This window comes from Arthrobacter sp. Soil736 (genome assembly GCF_001428005.1).
Classification (GTDB): domain Bacteria; phylum Actinomycetota; class Actinomycetes; order Actinomycetales; family Micrococcaceae; genus Arthrobacter.
Window position 1 is genome coordinate 21,357 of the sequence record NZ_LMSB01000031.1, and the last position, 18,601, is coordinate 39,957.

Below are 18,601 nucleotides of genomic sequence, written 5' to 3' on the forward strand. Positions count from 1 at the left end.
CCGGATCAGGGTCCGCGTCACCAAACGCCCAGCCGCGGGGGCAAGACCTCGGCGGCCGCCAGCCAGGCTTCACCGACTGCCAGATCAGGAACAGCCGGCTCATCGAAGGGCGGCGCGCCTGCGCGCCGGGCGGCGGCCAGCGTCTGACGTGCCAACACGAAGAAATCCCTCTGCTGAAACGTGTGGGCAACGTGAAATGTCCAAGCTGAGTCCTCGGAGTATGAAGACGCTGTGGAAGGAATCAACATGACTGCCGGAGAACAACCAATCGTCCGTGAGTGGGCACAACTCTCAGCAGGAGAGGAAATCGAGGCATGGCACAACGGCCGGATTTTTCACCGGGGAAGCGTGATAGGCATGGTTCCGGATCTGGGACTGTTCTGGATCATGGACGCCCGGACCGGCGGGCGAAAACTGCTGGACATGGCCGAGTTTGAGATCATCCGCGTAGCGGTGGCGGCCATCTCCGACGGCCCTGAACCGGAGCATACGGCTACGTGAACGCCACGCATCGCACTCACCAGACCACGCACCGTACATGTGATGTTCACCAATGCCGCCCGAAGTCCAAACACCAACGTCATCGGCGCTGCGTACTCTGTCGGCTATGAAATCCTTTGAGGCAGAGACCATGATCTACGCCCGGTCCTCCACCGTGTGGGACATCATCACCGATGACAGCAACTACACCGTCTGGGACTCCGGAATCACCCGCATCGAAGGTCAGATGCGCAACGGCGGCACCATCAGAATCCGGACCCGGACCGGCGGACACCGAACCTTCCGCCTCCGCGTCCAACAGATCCCCGGAGAGATGATGACCTGGACCGGCGGCCTTCCCCTGGGCCTATCCACCGGCGTGCGGACGTTCACACTCTCACCCCAGGACGGGAAGACTCACCTGCGAGTGAGAGAGGAATTCAGCGGCCCCCTGCTGGGACTGATCTGGCGGACCGTACCGGACCTTGGACAGGATTGCACCGGCTACGTCAACGCCGTCAAAGAACGCGCCGAACTGATCGGCTGACCCGGCCGCCAACGGTACCAGCCCTGCAGAGATTACCAACACTTATGCGCTAGGAACTGGGTCGGGTTACCCGCGTGCGCTGGGAACAGATATGAGAACTGACCAGAATCACTCATGCGGATCGTACGCCCCGGCCATCGTTCCACGCCGCCGCGTTCCAGCGTTCGGCCTGTATCTGCGCTCTTTGCCATGCATCCGGTCTAACGGGGGCGGGATCCGCGGTTCATCGTCTTCGGCGCCAGCGGAGCTGTCACCGCGATCGCCGGAATCCTCCAGAACCGCCAGCTACCAACGCCCCACAACAGCAAAGGCTGCCTCATGAATTCGGACCTGCACGTCATCTTCGGCACCGGAGCAATCGGACTCGCCACCTTCGATGCCCTCCGCCGTCGCGGCCGCACTGTCCGGTTGGTCAACCGCTCCGGCAAAGCCGCCGTCCCCGACGACGTGGAAGTTGCCGGCGGAGACGCCAGCGATCCGGCCTTCGCCGCCCGCGCAGCCCGCGGCGCCACCGTCACCTATCAGACGATGAACCCTCCCTACCAGGCGTGGAGCGCACAGTTCCCCGCCCTGCAATCCGGAGTGCTCTCGGCCGCGGAGGCCACAGGCGCCCGCCTTGTCAGCATGGAAAATGTCTACATGTACGGCCGCCCCGACGCACGCACCCTGACCGAGGACCGCGAAAACAACGCGCACACCAAAAAGGGACAGCTCCGGGCCAGGATGGCGGAGGACCTGCTCACGGCCCACCGTGCCGGCCGCGCCGAAATTGCCATCGGCCGCGCCTCAGACTATTTCGGACCCCGCGGCGGGGCCCAATCCAACCTAGGAGACCGGGTCTTCCCGGCAGCCCTGGCCGGCAAAACCAGCACAGTGCTTGGCGACCGCCACCAGCCCCACACCTACACCTACATCCCCGACATCGGTGAAGGTCTCGCCGTCTTGGGCGAACACCCGGACGCCCCTGGCGAAGTCTGGCACCTTCCCAACGACCCCGAAACCCGCAGCACCCAACAACTGGTTGACGCCATATACCGCCAAGCCGGACAGCAGCACACCAAGCTTCGCTCCGTCCCTCCCCTGCTCCTGCGCGCCATGGCAATCACCAACCCCGTCGTGCGTGAACTCCTCGAAATGCAGTACCAATTCGAGGAACCCTTCATCGTCGACAGCAGCAAAATCACGAAAAGGCTCGGTGTCACCGCCACACCCCTGGATCAGGCAATCAGCGAAACACTGCTCAGTTACATCAACACCGGTCAGGTCCATGCGGGACGAGCACAATCATGAAACGGAATCACGGCGGGCGGATGGACGGCAGGACGGTGCTGGTCACCGGCGCCACCGGAGGCATCGGCGGAGCGACCGCCAAGGGCCTCGCCATTGGAGGCGAGCCGACGGGGTTTCGGTCGCCAAATATTCGCCCGTGGTGGGACGGCTTGCTGCTCCCCTCCCTTTACTTGCACAGGGAGCCACACTGGCAGCCGGCCTTAACCCGATGCGGATAGTGGGGATTATGACAAGTATGAGGACTCCCTCTGCCTTCGTGTGACGACGAATGGTCCATTTTCGGCGCGGCAAAACGTCAACAGGGAGAGGTGATGCGGAGCTGAGTCGCTCGGCCTCATCGCGCCGTCGACTCAACTCGGCTCTGTGGACGCTGACTTCGCCGAGCCACGGTGATCGCGAGCCTGGCGAGGCGTTGCTCGTTTTTCGGTCAGGATGTCCATGCGGCCTGGGCTTGGTCGCCTTGCAGGACGCGGCATTTGACACAGGCGTGCCCATGAACGCATGTGATGGCGTAGGGCGGCAAGACGCTTTGTGGAGCGCAGGAAGAACGCCGGTATCGGCGTTGATTTACGGCGCTGAGCAGTCCTAGGAACCGGCTTACGGCGCCTCGGTGGACTTGCCGGCGGCAGGTTTGCCTCCGGTGTCTGCTTTGGGTGCCGCTTCCTCCGCCTTGGCGCCGGTGGGGCTCCACTGATCCAGTCCCTTGAGCGGCCGGCCTATGAGAAGCAGTGTCGCCGGAGACACGGCTGACAACGTGAATACGAATGCCAGCAGGGCCATTTCTGTCCCGTTCAGCCGTCCTGCGCGCAGCAGGTCTAGACAGACCAAGATCAGCAGGAGACCCGCCAGGGACATCGCAGCCAGCAAAGGCACGACCAATTGGGACAGCTCGGTCCATCTCTTGAGCTGGTCGTTGATCGATGTGGTGACATCGACAGCGGCTTTGAGCATCAGATTTCTTTCGGCACGCGCTGTCACGTGCCCTTCGGTGATCCCCCCAGATTCTTCCAGCAACCGCTTCGCGAGTTCTGCACGCTGTGTCGGGTTCACGTGGGCCATAAGGGCGTTTTCCCGTGTCGGGGTCCAGGCGGCCCGCGCTGTACGGTCGGTTTCGAAGGATGTTGCCTTCTCGATCAGCGTTTTGGCTGCTGCCGCGGCGTCTGGTTTTTCCAGCGATGTCCACACCGAGTCAGGGATCGTGGGTACGCCTGTCATTACTTCTTGGGGGATAGACGCAGGAGGTGCAGGGGCTTCCGGAGGCTTGGGCTTCGCGGTTGCCGCCGTCGTTTCGGGTTGTTCGTTGGGCACCCCGCCTCCACCCGGCTGGGTCTCTGACACGAGGCGGACAACGGCACCCAGCAAAGTTTCCTCGGCACCGAGCTTGCCGCCAGACGCGTCCAGACGGTAGAAGGTGTATTCGAGGTCCTCCTGGGTGGCTTCGAGGACCAGGAATGAGTCCTTCCTGATCATGGCCATTGCCTGGAGGAGGTCATCGTCATTCGCAAACGTGCGTTCGACATCGACGTCCGTTGCATTTGCAACGGCGGGGACAACAGGAACCCAATCGTTGGCGCTCAGGTATTCCGCGGTGTGCTCGTGATCGAGTCTGATCCTGAGGCGGATTTTGCGGTCCATGTGGCACTCCCATTGGCATCGGCTGAACGCTCAGCAACAGGCTTGAGCGACAATGTAGACCCGCCAGCCACTGCTTGGGAAGTGATCTGAAGATCATTATTACCCGTGGCGGGGGGCCAGAGGCAGATGCGATCCGGTGGTTAGAGTCGTGCGGCGCCGGACCCTGGATAGGCTCTCATTGTCTGGATGCCGCTCACAGTGTGCAACAAATCCTTGGTGACTACCAGGACAGCGTCGTCACCCGCGACCTGCTGCGCCGGCTCGGCGCCGAGGCCTTCGTTCAGGGCGAAAGCGGATTCAGCTACGGCCGGTTGCACGCGCTGGAACAATCCGTCGCACTGGATGCCGAGGCCCGTTTCCACCGGCAATGGAAGAAATTCCCGTCCGCTTCCCTGTAAAGAAGCAGTAGCAACGCCGGCGCCGGCGCTGCTACTTCACCGGCGCGGCGCGAAAGGCTTCGACGAACAGCTGTGCCTGTTCTTCGATGTACTGCTCCACCGGTATGAAGCTCGGCCGGGATGCAGGCTGATGCGTCCGGCTGACCGCTGCGATGTAGAGCCGGGCGGTGTCGGTGTCCAGAACGAGACGCGGTGGCGGGAACCATTCTGTCGCTCCTTCCTCTGGCGCGGTGTCCTCCAGATCTTGTTCCCGCGCAAGCTGCACGTATCCGATAATCGCGTCGGTGAGAGGGATTCCGCTGCCAAGGCCGAACTCCAGCTCCCCCGACCGGGTGATGGTGAAGTACACCGGGCCATGCGGATGGTACGTCAGACCCTCAGCGGTGCGGCGGAAGAGGGCGTCCGAGACGGGGAAGGCGGTGTCGGGCAGCGCCGTGAGTATCCCGGCCGCGGCGTACGTTTCAAGTGTCCGGTGCCCGAGGGCCCGAAGGAACGGCGCGAGCAACTCCAGCCGACGCCTCAATTCCCCTTGGTCCGGGTCATGCATGGCCCGATACTACCGCCGATGTTCCGGGTTGGTACCACTCCCATCAGATGCCCCCTCTTTGTGGCCCTGGAGGCAGTGACCAGTGGCTGCTCCACAACTGTAGCCCTGCGCCGGGGTTCTCCGTGGCCTTCTTCGGCTTGCCGGGTTCCCCGGCTCCTGGAACTTGTGTCCTGGTCTGTAGCTGATTGTGGCTCTGAAGGAGCTGGGTAATATTCGCCAACGGGGCGGTTGATTAGCGCCGAAGCGTGCTGTCATGGCCCGTTTCGGACACACTGGGAGGGTGACAGCCCACCGCCCGCAGCTGGCCCGCGCTGCCGACGCTCCCCCGCCGCGCACGTTGATTCAGATCCTCCAGGAAACCGCCGAACGGTTCCCTGACTCCTCTGCCTTGGACGACGGGCGGACCTCGCTCAGTTATGCGGAGCTGCTCCGTGAGGTGAAGGCCTACGGGCGGCGTCTCCATCAGGCCGGGATCGGCGCCGGAGACAAGGTCGGGGTGCGGATCCCTTCCGGGACAAACGAGCTGTACCTCGCGATCCTGGCCATCCTGTATGTCGGCGCCGCCTATGTTCCGGTCGACGCTGATGACCCGGAGGAGCGGGCACGCCTGGTCTTTGAAGAGGCCGGGGTCGCCGGGATCGTGCGTGCCGGCGAGATCATCATCTCCCCGGAGCGGGTCCGGCCCTTCCCGGCTCCGCGGCAGGCAACACCGGCCGATGATGCGTGGGTGATCTTCACCTCCGGGTCCACCGGCACTCCGAAGGGTGTGGCGGTCACGCATCGCTCCGCCGCGGCGTTCGTGGACGCCGAAGCACGCCTGTTCCTGCCGGAAGAACCGATAAACCCTTCCGACAGGGTCCTGGCCGGATTGTCCGTCGCGTTTGATGCCTCCTGCGAGGAAATGTGGCTGGCCTGGCGCAACGGCGCCTGTCTGGTCCCGGCCCCGCGGTCCCTGGTCCGGACCGGAATGGACCTCGGTCCGTGGCTGGTCACCAACGGCATCACCGTTGTGTCCACCGTCCCCACCCTCGCCGGCCTCTGGCCGGTAGAGACCCTGGAGGCGGTCCGGCTGCTGATCTTCGGCGGGGAGGCCTGCCCGCCGGAACTGGCCGCCCGGCTTACCGTGGACGACCGGGAGGTCTGGAACACGTACGGGCCCACCGAGGCCACCGTTGTCGCGTGCGCCGCGCGGATGGACGCGACAGGCCCGGTGCGGATCGGGCTGCCCCTGGGCGGTTGGGACCTGGCCGTCGTCGGCCCGGCCGGGATCCCCGTGGCAGAGGGCGAGATCGGGGAACTGATCATCGGCGGTGTGGGACTGGCAAGGTACCTGGACCCGGCCAAGGACGCCGAGAAATACGCGCCCATGGACACCCTCGGATGGGCCCGGGCCTACCGCAGCGGTGACCTCGTCCGCTACGGGAGCGACGGCCTGATCTTTGTCGGGCGCGCCGATGAACAGGTCAAACTCGGCGGCCGCCGGATCGAACTCGGCGAAATCGATGCCGCCCTCCAATCCCTGCCCGGCATCCACGGCGCCGCCGCTGCCGTGCAGACCACAGCCGCAGGCAACCAAATCCTCGTCGGCTACCTGGTGCCCGCACCTGAGACCCTCCCGGATCTGTCTGAGGCGCGGGAACTGCTGGCCGGCCGACTACCGGCGGCACTGATTCCCATGCTGACGGCCGTTGATTCCCTCCCGGTCAAGACCAGCGGCAAGGTCGACAGGAATGCCCTGCCCTGGCCGCTCGACACCGCACCCTCAGGGGAATCGGGTCCGGGTCTGGACCTGGACGACCGGTCCGGGTGGATCGTGGAGCAATGGGCCGATGTCCTGGGGGCGGCCCCGGAAAGCCTGGACGCCGACTTCTTTGCCCACGGCGGCGGCAGCCTTGCCGCGGCCCGGCTGGTCTCGGCCCTGCGCGTGCGCTACCCCACCATCACGGTCGCGGACATCTACGCCCGCCCCCGGATCGGGGCACTGGTGGAACTGGCCCGCCTGTCCGCACCGGACGGCGGCAGCGAAGCGGCCGCCGGGACGGAACGCACCGTGAAGCCGACCACAAAGAAGTCCCAAACCTTCCAGCTCCTGGCCGGGATCCCGCTGCAGCTGCTGGTGTCCATGCGGTGGCTGACGTATCTGATGGCCATCAACAACATCCTCGCCTCCGCGGGGGTGCTGCGGCTGGCCCCGACCGTGTCGTGGTGGTGGGTGCTGGCCTCCTGGGCGGTGTTCGTCAGCCCGTGGGGGCGGATGGCCGTCTCGGCCGCGGCGGCCCGGCTTCTGCTGCGCGGCGTCTCGCCGGGCAGCTATCCGCGCTCCGGGAAGGTGCACCTGCGGTTGTGGCTCGCCGAACAGATCTCGGACCTCTCCGGCGCAGTCAGCCTCGCCGGCGCACCCTGGGTCCCCTACTACGCCCGTGCGCTGGGCGCGAAGATCGGCAGGGACGTGGACCTGCATTCCGTCCCGCCCGTGACAGGGATGCTGAGCCTGGGCGCGGGCTGCTCGATCGAACCCGAAGTGGACCTGTCGGGCTGGTGGATCGACGGGGACCTGGTGCATATCGGACACGTCCGGGTCGGTCCGGGCGCCACCGTGGGGTCACGCAGCACCCTGATGCCCGGGACAAGGATCGGTGCCGGGGCCGAGATCGCACCGGGCTCGGCGGTCATGGGCAAGGTCAGGGCCAACCAGCGGTTCGCCGGTTCGCCGGCAGAACGCCTGGGCAAAGCGCAGCAGGACTGGCCCGCCCCGCCTCCGGCGCGGCCCGGTGCGCGGCTCTGGTTCCCCGCCTACGCCCTCGCCTCGGCGCTGCTGGCCACCATCCCCTACATATCGGCCGCAGCAGGAGCACTGCTGGTCGTCTGGGCCATCCGCGGCCAGGACTCGCTCTCGTCCGCCTGGCCGGTGCTGCTGTGGGCGGTCCCGGTGGCGGCGGTCATCTGGTTCACCTCCAACATGATCCTGATCGCCGCGATCGTCAGGCTGCTCGGGCACGGACTGGCCCCGGGCCACTACCGGGTCCGCAGCCTCACCGGCTGGCGGGTCTGGGCCACCGAACGCGTCCTGGACATCGCCCGGGACCTGCTCTTCCCGCTCTACGCCAGCCTGTTCACCCCAGTCTGGCTCCGGCTCCTTGGAGCCACGGTCGGCCGGAACGTCGAAGCGTCCACCGTACTGTTGCTGCCGTCAATGACCACGGTCGGAGACGGAGCCTTCCTGGCCGATGACACCATGATCGCCTCCTACGAACTCGGCGGCGGCTGGATGAAAATCGGGCCGGCCAAGATCGGAAAACGGGCGTTCCTGGGCAATTCCGGCATGACCGGGGCCGGGCGCAGCGTCCCGAAAAACTCCCTCGTCGCTGTCCTGTCCGCGACACCGTCCAAAGCCAAGTCCGGGACATCCTGGCTGGGCAGCCCGCCGGTCCGGCTGCGCCGGGCACGGATGGACATGGACCAGAGCCTGACCTTCCACCCCCCGCTGCGGCTGAAGCTCTACCGGTCCTGCTGGGAGCTGGGCCGGGCCGTTCCGGTAATCCTGACCGCAGCCATCGCCACCGGCGTCCTGGCCCTCCTTGATCTCCTCGCCACCGCGGACGGCTACCTCACCGCGGCACTCCTGGGAACCGTCGTGGTCCTGGCCGCCGGCGCCGTGGCCGCGGGAAGCTCCGTCACGGCCAAATGGCTGCTAGTAGGACGGATCCGCCCCGGGGAACACCCGCTGTGGAGTTCATTCATCTGGCGCAACGAAGTCGTGGACACCTTCATCGAAATGGTCACAGCCCCCTGGTTCGCCCGGGCCGCGGCCGGCACCCCTGCCCTTGTGTGGTGGCTGCGCGCCCTCGGCGCCCGAATCGGATCCGGCACCTGGTGCGAAAGCTACTGGCTCCCGGAAGCGGACCTGGTCACCCTCGGCGCGAATTCCACCGTCAACCGCGGCTGCGTGGTCCAGACCCACCTCTTCCACGACCGCGTCATGAGCATCGACACCGTCACCCTCGAGCCCGGAGCGACCATGGGCCCGCACGGCGTCATCCTCCCCGCCGCCCGGATCGGGACCGGCGGCACCGTCGGACCGGCGTCCCTGGTCATGCGCGGAGAAACCGTCCCCGCAGGCAGCTACTGGATCGGCAACCCCGTCAGCCCCTGGACCGACCCGCCCGGGTCTACTGCGCGGGCCGCGGTTTCTGCACGGAAAGCCAGGGAGCCGTGACCGCCGAGCGCCAGCCCGCATCTAGGGAAGGAACCCGGGCCCGACCGGCCACCGCGGGCGGGGTAGCGCCGGACTTCTACACCCCGGGGCACGGAAGCGGCGACTACCAGGTCTCCCGCTATGAGCTGCACCTGGACTACCAGGTCACGACCAACCGACTTGCCGGCCACGCTACCATCACGGCGCGGGCCTCCACAGCACTCATCACGATCACCCTGAACCTGGCCGGGCTGCGCGCGCTCGAGGTTCAGCTGGACGGGCAGCGCGTGACACGGTTCCTGCAGCGCGGCAACCAACTCACCATTACACCGGACCGGCCTCCGCCAGCCGGCACCGGTTTCAGCCTCGACGTCCGCTACGGCGGCACCCCGGCACCGCTCCGCGGCATCTGGGGCGGAGTCGGCTGGGAAGAACTCACCGACGGGGTCCTGGTGGCCGGGCAGCCCATCGGCGCGCCAACATGGTTTCCCTGCAACGATCATCCGAGCCAGAAAGCCAGCTTCGGATACACGATCACGACCGACGCCAACTATCGGGTCATCTGCAACGGTGTCCTGATTTCACACCACGCCAACGGCAGCCGCGAAACCTGGGTTTTTGAACAATCAGAACCCATGGCAAGTTACCTCGCGAGTGTCCAGATCGGCCGCTACGACCTCCTGCCCCTGACGTTTCACGCCCATCCCCCGGCCCACCGGGCGGGCCGCCAGGAGGGGCCCGGTACCGTCCCCCAGTTCCTGGCGGCGCCGCCGGCCCTGATGACCAAAGCCCGGGCCGCCTTGGCACGCCAAGGGCAGATGATGGAGAGCTTCCAGACCTGTTTCGGGCCGTACCCGTTCACCACGTACACCGTCGTTGTCCCCGGGGACAGACTCGAAATCCCGCTCGAAGCCCAGTCCCTGTCCGTCTTCGGACCCAACCACCTCAACCAGGGGTGGGAATCCCAGCGCCTCATAGCGCACGAACTGGCACACCAGTGGTTCGGAAACTCACTTACCGCCGCCACATGGGCCGACATCTGGCTCCACGAAGGATTCGCCTGCTATGCCGAGTGGCTCTGGTCAGAGACCTCGGGCAACTCCACGGCAGCAAACCGGGCCAGGGCCGCATGGCGCGGTCTGTCCGTCAACGCCCAGGACCTCGTGGTGGGCGACCCGGGCCCGGGCAGCATGTTCGATGAGCGGGTCTACACACGCGGCGCCCTCGCACTCCACGCCTTACGCCGGGCCGCCGGTGATGCCCTGTTCTTCAGCTTCCTCAGGGCCTGGACAGAGGAACACCGCTTCGGGTCCGTCAAGACCACGGACCTGTGTGTCACCGCCAACCGGATCTGCGGTGCAGTCCCGGGATTCGATGCCCGCACCATCCTCACGCCCTGGCTGTATCGACTGCAGCTGCCCACACTCTGAAGCCTCCCACAGCCAACCAAACCCCACGCCGGCCAGGCGCTCCAACTACTGTCTAGGCGAAACTCCCGTTCTGGTGGCTACCCTGATCACTGTGGTCGCCGTTTACGCGGGGTGGCCGCCAGGATCAGCTCCTGGATCATCCGGAACTACCCGAGTTCATGTCCGATGAGGGGTGTCGGGAAGGTCCGGTCGTACTCGGGCTTGCCTGGGATTCTTCAGACCGGCTGGTCCGCGCCGCTGCCGCCCTCGCCGCCGGCCTTGGTCTGCACCTGGTGTGTGCGCGTGTGGACCCGGCCAGCTATCTGACCGAGCGGGAGCCAGATGATGCCGGGGTGCGCTAAGGCCAGTGCAGCGCGACGCCCTCGGGGCGGTACTCCTTTACCTCGGCGATGGCCGGCTCCCAGATGCCGAAGGCAGTGCTGATGTCTTCGCCGTTCCTGCTCCCGATCAGGGCCCTGACCAGCGCTGGGCTCAGCCCCGGCCCCCGGTGCCCGGACCGGACTCCTTCAGTGAGTGCGGAAGCGATCCGTTCAATACTCGTCCAGTTCGCACCGGCAACGGACAAGGCCACGGCTAATACGGCAGGATCCGTTGCCGCCGGCCCGGGGTAGTCACCGGATGGCGCAGTGCCGGAATAGCCAGCCTGGTACAGCTCCCACATCCACTGCGCCGCGTCCAGCACCGGCGTACCGGAACGGGTGGCCACCACCGCCTCGGCCGCGGGACCGGTCCAGCAGATCACGGCCCAACTGAAACGGTCAGGCCCGCGCGTCAGACCAAGAGGGTTCCCCCGGCACACCTGCCCCGTAATGACGGAGTTCAGGGGTCGCCCGGTTGCAACGCAGCCCAGTGTATGTCCGGCGTTGTGAACGGCGGCCATGAAGGGTTCTGCAGGGCTGTGATATGGCCCCGCGGGCAAGGCCACGATCTTCCATTACCTGATGCGGGGCTCCGTGTCCCGGCAGAGGGACAGCTTCCCCGGAACCTCCGGCAGATGCAGTTGGGCCACCACCGACCGTGGAGGGCCGCACGGCCGACGGGAACGAGCCACCAAGGGCCAGACAGTAGAAGGTCCGCGCTTCAGACCAAGCAGCTCCGGGCCATCGCTCCGGGGCCACCCGGTACCATTTTAGACTTGGCGGGACGTCCTCGGACAGCTGCACACCCGCACTTCAGCAGCGGCCGCTGGAGAGGGACGCGCCTTGTCAACATGCCCCGCCGGCGACCCCAGAAGCCGCACCCGATAAACCACGGCCCTCGAACGCAACCTGATGAACTCGAAGGGCGCCCTGCTGATCCTGGCCGAAACCATGAGCCTGCAGGCCCAGACCGGCAGGGCGTCATCTTGTACCGGCGCAGGCGATGAATCTGCAACCCCAAGCCGGCCCGCATGCGGGGCCGGGTTCACATCCGCCGCGTCGGACCAGGTTCAGTCGCCGACGGCCTCGCGGCCGCGGCGCACGATGAGCGGGTCGGGGTCGTATACGACAGTGGTGTCCTTGTCTCCGTAATCGAACTGATTCAGGAAGAAGCGTATGGCGTTGATTCGTCCCCGCTTCTTGTCGTTGGATTTGATGGTGATCCACGGCGCGTGGTCGGTGTCGGTGCGCAGGAATGTTTGTTCCTTGGCTTCCGTGTAGTCCTCCCACCGGTCCAGGGAGTCGTTGGATTTGATGGTGATCCACGGCGCGTGGTCGGTGTCGGTGCGCACCCCGCTTCTTGTCGTTGGATTTGATGGTGATCCACGGCGCGTGGTCGGTGTCGGTGCGCAGGAATGTTTGTTCCTTGGCTTCCGTGTAGTCCTCCCACCGGTCCAGGGAGGCTAGGTCCACGGGTGAGAGCTTCCAGCGCCGGACCGGGTCGATTTGGCGGATTGCGAAGCGGGTTCGTTGCTCGTGGCGGGTGACCGAGAACCAGAACTTGTTCAGGTGGATTCCGGCGTCCACCAGCATTTTCTCGAAGAGCGGCGCCTGGCCCATGAAGGTTCGGTACTCCTGGTCGGTGCAGAAGCCCATGACCCGTTCCACGTTCGCCCGGTTGTACCAGGAGCGGTCGAACATCACGATTTCTCCGGCCGTGGGCAGGTGCTGGATGTAGCGCTGGAAGTACCACTGGCCCTGTTCACGGTCGGATGGTTTGCTCAGCGCTACGGTGCGGGCCGAGCGGGGATCCAGGTGTTCGGTGAAGCGCTTGATTGTCCCTCCCTTGCCCGCGGCGTCGCGGCCCTCGAAAACGATGACGTTCCTGAGGCCGTGGTCCTGGCCCCAGTACTGGAACTTCAGCAGTTCGACCTGCAGGCGGTATTTCTCGAGCTCGTATTCCTGCCGGGACATCCGCTCGTCGTAGGGGTAATCCTCCCGCCAGGTCTCCACCGCGGAGCCGCCCAGGTCGATGAGCTCCGGGTCCTCGCCTTGCCCGCCGTGCACCGTGTACCCCTGCTCCACGAGACGGTCAATGGCCTCGCGCAGGTTGTCCCTGACCCACCACGGATCCCCGGGCGTCCACGGGCTGCCTGCGTGCGCCATCCGGGTCTCCTTCCGGTCTCGCCGCACCGTCGACGGCAGTCTAACAGGACGGATGTAGAGCCGGAGAGGAGATTTTGGAAAGGTCTCCGCACGCAATTCGACGGGGAATGATGCCTCACGGTCCTGGCAAGGGCCACTTGGCCCGCATGCGCGGCCGTCGGCCGGGCACCTGCCCGTTCCGCGGACCGTAAGGAAGCTGATGGACGCCACGGCACCCCCGGCCTCAAACTGATTGGATGGACGACACGGAAAAGCACGACACCATCGCCAAAGTCACTGACCGGCTCGCCGCACGCTATCCCGACGCACCCCGGCCCCTGATCGCCCAGGTCGTCACGGAAGAATACGAAACACTCGATGCCGGCCGGATCCGGACCTACATCCCGACCCTGGTCGAACACGGAGCCAAGAACAGACTCAACCGCGAGTTCGCCGCCCAGACCGCGAGAATCTGACAACATAGTCGCCTAGCCTCTGTTGCTGTTCGAGTTCACAAAGCCCAACTCTTTGCCGTGAACTGCTCCCTGACAGTTCGTGTTACCACGGGTGGCGCAGTCTTGGGGCACCCGCCAGAGCGACGGCGTCGGCCCCATTCTGAAGCTGGGCCTTCTCCGTATAGAGCAGACCCCTGGGCAATGTGGTCCGGACAGGAACACCGCTAAACTCATACCCTTACAGATTTCCTATTCACAGGGAAAATAGGGGGGTCGGCCCAGGCGACCATGAGCGGGAACTGGATCCATAAAGCGATACCGAGCATCCAGCTGGCCCGGAGCTACAAGCGGTCATGGCTTAGGTCCGACCTTGGCGCAGGGGCGGCGTTGAGCGCCGTAATGATTCCGGCGGGAATGGCCTACGCGGAGGCAGCAGGCCTTCCGGCTGTGACTGGGCTGTATGCCTCTGTCGTCCCCATGCTGTTCTTTGCCGTTTTCGGCCCGGCGCGGGTACTCGTTGTGGGGCCTGATTCATCCTTGGCCCCCATGATTGCGGCTGCAGTCCTGCCCATGGCGGGCCGCGAACCTGCCCGTGCTGTTGCACTGGCCGGAGTCCTGGCGGTCTTGATCGGAGCGTTCCTCTTGGCGGGAAGGATCTTCAGGCTGGGTTTTATCACGGGGCTTTTGTCAAAGCCGATCCGCGTTGGTTATCTCAATGGGATTGCCCTGGCCGTCATCGTCAGCCAGCTGCCAAGGCTGCTTGGGATCTCCGTTTCTGCTGGCTCCCTTCCCGGAAAGATTGCGGCAACTGCCGAAGCCGTCCTGAGGGGAGCCGCCAATCCCGTCGCCATTTTGTTCGGACTCGCCACGGTGGCAATCATCATCGCGGGCCGTATCCTTCGGTGGAAAGTGCCCGGGGTCCTGCTTGCCGTGTCGGCGTCCGTCGCGGTGACCGTGGCACTGAACCTGAACGATGCGCTCCCCATGGTCGGGGCCCTGCCCCCCGGCCTTCCGTCCCCGGCTTTGGGCGGTGCCACCATGGATGACGTGATGGGCCTCATCGGGCCAGCAGCCGGAATCGCGCTGATCGCTTTCGCCGATACGTCCACCCTTTCCAAGAGCCTGGCCGGAAGCCGCGGAGTGCACACGAGCGGAAACCAGGAAATGGGCGCCCTTGGCATAGCAAACGTGGCCAGCGGACTGTTTGGCGGCTTCCCGGTATGCGGAAGTTCGTCCCGGACGCCGATCGCGCTCGACGCCGGGGCGCGGACTCCGTTCAGCGGCGTCGTGGCGGCCGCGGTGGTCCTGGTTTTCATGGTGGCGGCACCGAACGTGACCGCCTTTTTGCCCACAACCACGCTGGCCGCCGTCGTCATCGTTGCAGCCTCCTCCCTCATCGATGTGAAATCCCTTCTCCGGCTCGCCAGGATGAGCCGCACCGAAACCGCGCTTCTGATCACCACATTTCTCGGCGTCGCGTTCGTCGGTGTGCTGCAGGGCATTGTGATTGCGATCGCGATGTCTTTGATCGCCTTTGTCCGGCGAGCCTGGGACCCCTACCGCACCGAGCTGGCCAGCGTCGAGGACGTCCCCGGGTACCACGATCTGAGCAGGCATCCTGACGCGCAACGGATTCCCGGCTTGGTGATCGCGCGCTTCGACGCGCCGCTGTTCTTCGCAAACGGCGAAGTTTTCGCCGAGCACATCCGGAACCTCGTCGCCCACGCCCCCGGTTCCGTCCATTGGGTGATTGTCGCTTCCGAAGCCATCACGGACGTGGACACAACCGCCCTGGACGATCTGGTGGAGCTCGACGACGAACTGGCAGAACAAGGAATCAGCCTCGTCTTCGCTGAAATGAAGGGCCCCGTAAAGGACCGCCTGATACGATTCGGCGCCAGCAGCAGGTTCGGCCCCGACCACTTTTACCCGACAGTCACGAACGCCGTGAAAAGCTACAGGAAAGCGTTCGGTCTTTAGGTGCAGGGTTCCGTGCAGGGTATGACCTCAACGTGCGGGCTCAGGATGCTTCGGTGAGATTCACAACCCGACTCCTGAGTATCCGTAGCCAGCGCCCTGCTTGTCGTAACCCTGGACCTCGATAACCGTGCCTTCGACATCCACGAAGAACACCATGACAGCCCTGGTCAGGCCCGGGAATCTCAACGACGATGGGCGGGCGGACCTTCTGGCGCGTGACCCCGCCGGCACACTGTGGGTCTATCCGGGAACAGGCGCAATGGCTGGCCGCCCCGGATAAAGACGGGAAGTGGATGGAACACCATGACCGCCTTTGGCTGACGTCCTGCACGAGATGGGCCATAGAGGCTTTGACAACGAAAGCGGCCCGAGTAGCACCGTCCAGTCGACAATTTTCCGACGGCGGGCAGCGGGAGCACGTAGATAACGGCCAGTTCGCAGCGAAATAGGCGAGCTCGGCGATGCTCAGCCCGACAAATGTGGGTGTGGCGTCGTCCTGCCGAGGGCGTCCTCAGGCAGTGTTGATTCAAGCTCGGGCAGCCCTCAGTCCCCGTGACAGATTTCCCGATAACGGCGACCAGCCCATTCGCTTCCAACCGATAACGCCCGTCCGCCCATCCCCATGAATGCCGATGTTTGGTCACCCACCGGAGGAATCGTGAACGGCCAAGGTAGAAGAGCACGTTCAGGCAGTCATGTCGAAAACCGTCCTCCCGGTTATGGACAGGCATGAATAATCAACCACAGAAAGAACGACGACGGAAAAAGGCCCCGGTCCCGCACACCGTCATGCCGTTAACAGTCCTGACACAGCCCATGGCAGGCGTCCCGCCATCGCATTTGGAAAGTCATGTCATATGCAACACAGGGGCCGCATGAACTCGTGTCAATTGAAAGAGAGCAACGAGAGGGTCCAATGAGCCACGGCATCACCGGGACACGCGTGTGGACACTGTCCACACCACCTTTGGCCGGACAAAGCGGCACCAACCTCTCCCCCTGGCCCCCAGTAAAACAACGAATCGAGAGGAAAACCTTCAAGGAACCCCCGCAGGTCATGTCGTCAACAGACCCCCACGCCATGAATACGTACAAGGCCAACCACAGCCACCGGAACAAGCCAGAAAGGAAACCCGAATGACCCCACATCCCAGCAGACGGAGGGCCCGGCAGCCAGGGTCCTGAACCCGCCACCCACACAACCGAATAGGCCGCCGCGGCGCCAGGCCAAGCCGAGGAACAGCGTCAGAGGGACCCGAGCAGGGTCAATGTCCACACATTAGCCCGGGGTTTTCATGGTGCGGCTGTTGATGGCGCGTGTTTAAGCAGGGAAAGGGTGCTCTGAACTGGGAAAATAGTGGTTGTCGAGACCTACATTCACATTAGCCCGGGGTTTTCATGGTGCGGCTGTTGATGCACCCGAGCAGGGTCAATGTCCACACATTAGCCCGGGGTTTTCATGGTGCGGCTGTTGATGGCGCGTGTTTAAGCAGGGAAAGGGTGCTCTGAACTGGGAAAATAGTGGTTGTCGAGACCTACATTTTGCCGAGTGAAGGAGCACCCTTTCGATGCAAAAGTCTACCGGTATTTTTCCGTCGGTTCCGGTCGCTTTCACCGGCCAGTCGCTCGTCGCCCATGCCGGGTTGAGGGTCCTGACCGGCTTCATGGACGCGGTGGGATTCGGGGCGTTGTGCGAGGACCGGCTGGGCCGGTTCGTTCCCGCCGGAGCGATGCACCGTCCCGGCCGGCTGCTCGGCTCGCTGGCGGCGATGCTGGCCGCAGGAGGCGAACACGTCTCCGATCTGGACATCCTGCGGGCCTCACCCGGGGTTTTCGGTCAGGTTCCCTCGAACGCGACCATCTCGCGGTTCTTCGAACGGACCGTGGTGAACCCGGAAGTGTTCAGCTACGGCATCGAAACCCTCACCCGCGAGCTGCGGTCCAAGGCCTGGAACGCAGCCGGGTCCCGTAACCCGGCGCTATCCGCCACGGCCGCGGATCCGTTGATCATCGACCTTGACGCGACACTCGTGACCTCGCACTCGGACAAGGAAAACGTCGCCGGCACCTACAAGGGCGGCTACGGGTTCGCCCCGTTCATCGCCTCCTGCGACTACGGCACCGGTAACGGGACCGGAGAAATCCTCGCCGTCGCGCTGCGCCCCGGCAACGCCGGAGCGAACAGCGCCGATGACCACATCCGCGTCTTCCACACCGCCGTGGCCCAGCTGCCCGACGGGTTCTACGACGAAGCCGGAACGCTGTCCGGGGAGAAAGTCCTTATCCGCACCGACAGCGCCGGGGCATCGCGGAAGTTCCTCTGGCACCTGCACAGCCTGGGCGTGCAGTTCTCCACCAGCTACACGCTCCCGCTGGGCAAGGCCCACATGATCGACTGGATCAACGACAAAACGAACTGGCAGCCGGCCCTGGACCAGAACGGCACAGAGCGCACCGACGCGTGGGTCATCAACGCCACCGACGTAATCGGGCTTCAGGACTACCCGCCCGGCACGCAACTGTTCCTCCGGGCAGAGCCGCTGCACGCAGGAGCGCAGCCGACACTGCTGGACATGGACGGGCACCGCGTCACCGCGTTCCTGACCAACTCGCCCCGATGGCACGGACCGTTCCTGGACGCCAGGCACCGGGCCCGCGGCCGATGCGAGAACCGGATCAAAACCCTGAAAAACACCGGCCTGGGCAAACTGCCGTTCTTTGACTTCGCAGCCAACCAGGCCTGGGCGGACATCGCCGCCCTGGCCAGCAACCTCGTCTCCTGGCTCCAACTCGCCGCCCTCCCACACGGCCACCACGCCAAAGCCTGGGACATCAAACGCTGGCGCTACCGGCTGTTCGCGACCGCCGGGAAAGTCATCACCCGCGCCCGCAAACACCACCTGCTGCTGCCGGCCACAGCCCCGGAAAAGGACCTCATCACCCTGCTGCTGGAAACAGTTTCACGCATCAGCGTCCCCGACCGGCAATCAACATCGACCTGAGCCAACGACCGTCCCGATACCGACGAGAAACCATCACCACCAGCCGGACGTGGAACCGGCGCCACCCCCTGGCAGACCACAAGGGACCGGCAGCCCACGCCCATCACCGATCACCCGCCCACGAAGCCGCCTCCACGG

The 18,601-nt window shown here is 65.0% G+C and carries 13 protein-coding genes and 2 pseudogenes; 9 read left to right on the top strand and 6 right to left on the bottom strand.

The features are described 5' to 3' along the window. Positions 1-17: 17 nt before the first annotated feature. Positions 18-158 carry a hypothetical protein gene (locus ASG92_RS28385; protein ID WP_157372253.1) on the bottom strand — a complete coding sequence of 47 codons (141 nt, stop codon included), beginning with the start codon at positions 156-158 and terminating at the stop codon, positions 18-20. 88 nt (positions 159-246) lie between these two features. Here ASG92_RS28385 and ASG92_RS16395 point away from each other — a divergent pair, with 88 nt between their 5' ends. From ASG92_RS16395 to ASG92_RS16405, 3 genes are all read left to right on the top strand, one after another. Then, positions 247-501: a hypothetical protein gene (locus ASG92_RS16395; RefSeq protein WP_056630492.1), complete on the top strand. Its 255-nt coding sequence runs from the start codon at positions 247-249 to the stop codon at positions 499-501. 106 nt (positions 502-607) lie between these two features. Then, complete coding sequence (locus tag ASG92_RS16400) at positions 608-1,027, top strand: SRPBCC domain-containing protein (protein WP_162256330.1); 420 nt, start codon at positions 608-610, stop codon at positions 1,025-1,027. 318 nt (positions 1,028-1,345) lie between these two features. Beyond that, complete coding sequence (locus ASG92_RS16405; RefSeq protein WP_056630452.1) at positions 1,346-2,317, top strand: NAD-dependent epimerase/dehydratase family protein; 972 nt, start codon at positions 1,346-1,348, stop codon at positions 2,315-2,317. Positions 2,318-2,914: 597 nt separating this feature from the next. Here ASG92_RS16405 and ASG92_RS16415 read toward each other — a convergent pair. Beyond that, the gene (locus ASG92_RS16415; protein ID WP_056630459.1) at positions 2,915-3,952 is read right to left on the bottom strand and encodes a hypothetical protein; all 1,038 of its coding nucleotides are present in this window, start codon (positions 3,950-3,952) and stop codon (positions 2,915-2,917) included. 200 nt (positions 3,953-4,152) lie between these two features. Here ASG92_RS16415 and ASG92_RS16420 point away from each other — a divergent pair, with 200 nt between their 5' ends. Next, positions 4,153-4,350, top strand: coding sequence for a hypothetical protein (locus tag ASG92_RS16420; protein ID WP_056630462.1), 198 nt, complete (start codon positions 4,153-4,155; stop codon positions 4,348-4,350). 31 nt (positions 4,351-4,381) lie between these two features. Here ASG92_RS16420 and ASG92_RS16425 read toward each other — a convergent pair whose 3' ends face one another. After that, positions 4,382-4,897, bottom strand: coding sequence for a hypothetical protein (locus ASG92_RS16425; RefSeq protein WP_157372254.1), 516 nt, complete (start codon positions 4,895-4,897; stop codon positions 4,382-4,384). Between the two features lie 253 nt (positions 4,898-5,150). Here ASG92_RS16425 and ASG92_RS16430 point away from each other — a divergent pair, with 253 nt between their 5' ends. Further along, complete coding sequence (locus tag ASG92_RS16430) at positions 5,151-9,113, top strand: Pls/PosA family non-ribosomal peptide synthetase (protein ID WP_056630468.1); 3,963 nt, start codon at positions 5,151-5,153, stop codon at positions 9,111-9,113. Then, a complete protein-coding gene (locus ASG92_RS16435; protein WP_056630471.1) occupies positions 9,110-10,522 on the top strand; it encodes a M1 family metallopeptidase in 1,413 nt (470 codons plus the stop codon). The genes ASG92_RS16430 and ASG92_RS16435 overlap by 4 nt, the downstream gene beginning before the upstream one ends. A gap of 337 nt (positions 10,523-10,859) precedes the next feature. On the opposite strand, the gene ASG92_RS16445 is transcribed toward ASG92_RS16435, so the two are convergent. The 3 genes and pseudogenes from ASG92_RS16445 to ppk2 form a co-directional block, all read right to left on the bottom strand. Next, positions 10,860-11,264, bottom strand: a complete 405-nt coding sequence (locus ASG92_RS16445; protein WP_056630478.1) for a hypothetical protein — start codon at positions 11,262-11,264, stop codon at positions 10,860-10,862. A gap of 687 nt (positions 11,265-11,951) precedes the next feature. Continuing rightward, a pseudogene (locus ASG92_RS27480) lies at positions 11,952-12,182 on the bottom strand (polyphosphate kinase 2); the annotation flags it as partial. 52 nt (positions 12,183-12,234) lie between these two features. After that, positions 12,235-13,047 (bottom strand): annotated as a pseudogene (gene ppk2, locus ASG92_RS16450) (polyphosphate kinase 2); the annotation flags it as partial. A 236-nt stretch (positions 13,048-13,283) separates the two neighbouring features. On the opposite strand from ppk2, the gene ASG92_RS16455 reads away from it, so the two are divergent. The 3 genes from ASG92_RS16455 (at position 13,284) to ASG92_RS16465 (ending at position 18,463) form a co-directional block, all read left to right on the top strand. After that, positions 13,284-13,502, top strand: coding sequence for a hypothetical protein (locus ASG92_RS16455; protein ID WP_056630481.1), 219 nt, complete (start codon positions 13,284-13,286; stop codon positions 13,500-13,502). Between the two features lie 267 nt (positions 13,503-13,769). Beyond that, positions 13,770-15,461 carry a SulP family inorganic anion transporter gene (locus ASG92_RS16460; RefSeq protein ID WP_056630485.1) on the top strand — a complete coding sequence of 564 codons (1,692 nt, stop codon included), beginning with the start codon at positions 13,770-13,772 and terminating at the stop codon, positions 15,459-15,461. Positions 15,462-17,029: 1,568 nt separating this feature from the next. Continuing rightward, positions 17,030-18,463, top strand: a complete 1,434-nt coding sequence (locus ASG92_RS16465) for an IS1380 family transposase (RefSeq protein WP_056630488.1) — start codon at positions 17,030-17,032, stop codon at positions 18,461-18,463. Positions 18,464-18,601: the final 138 nt, after the last annotated feature.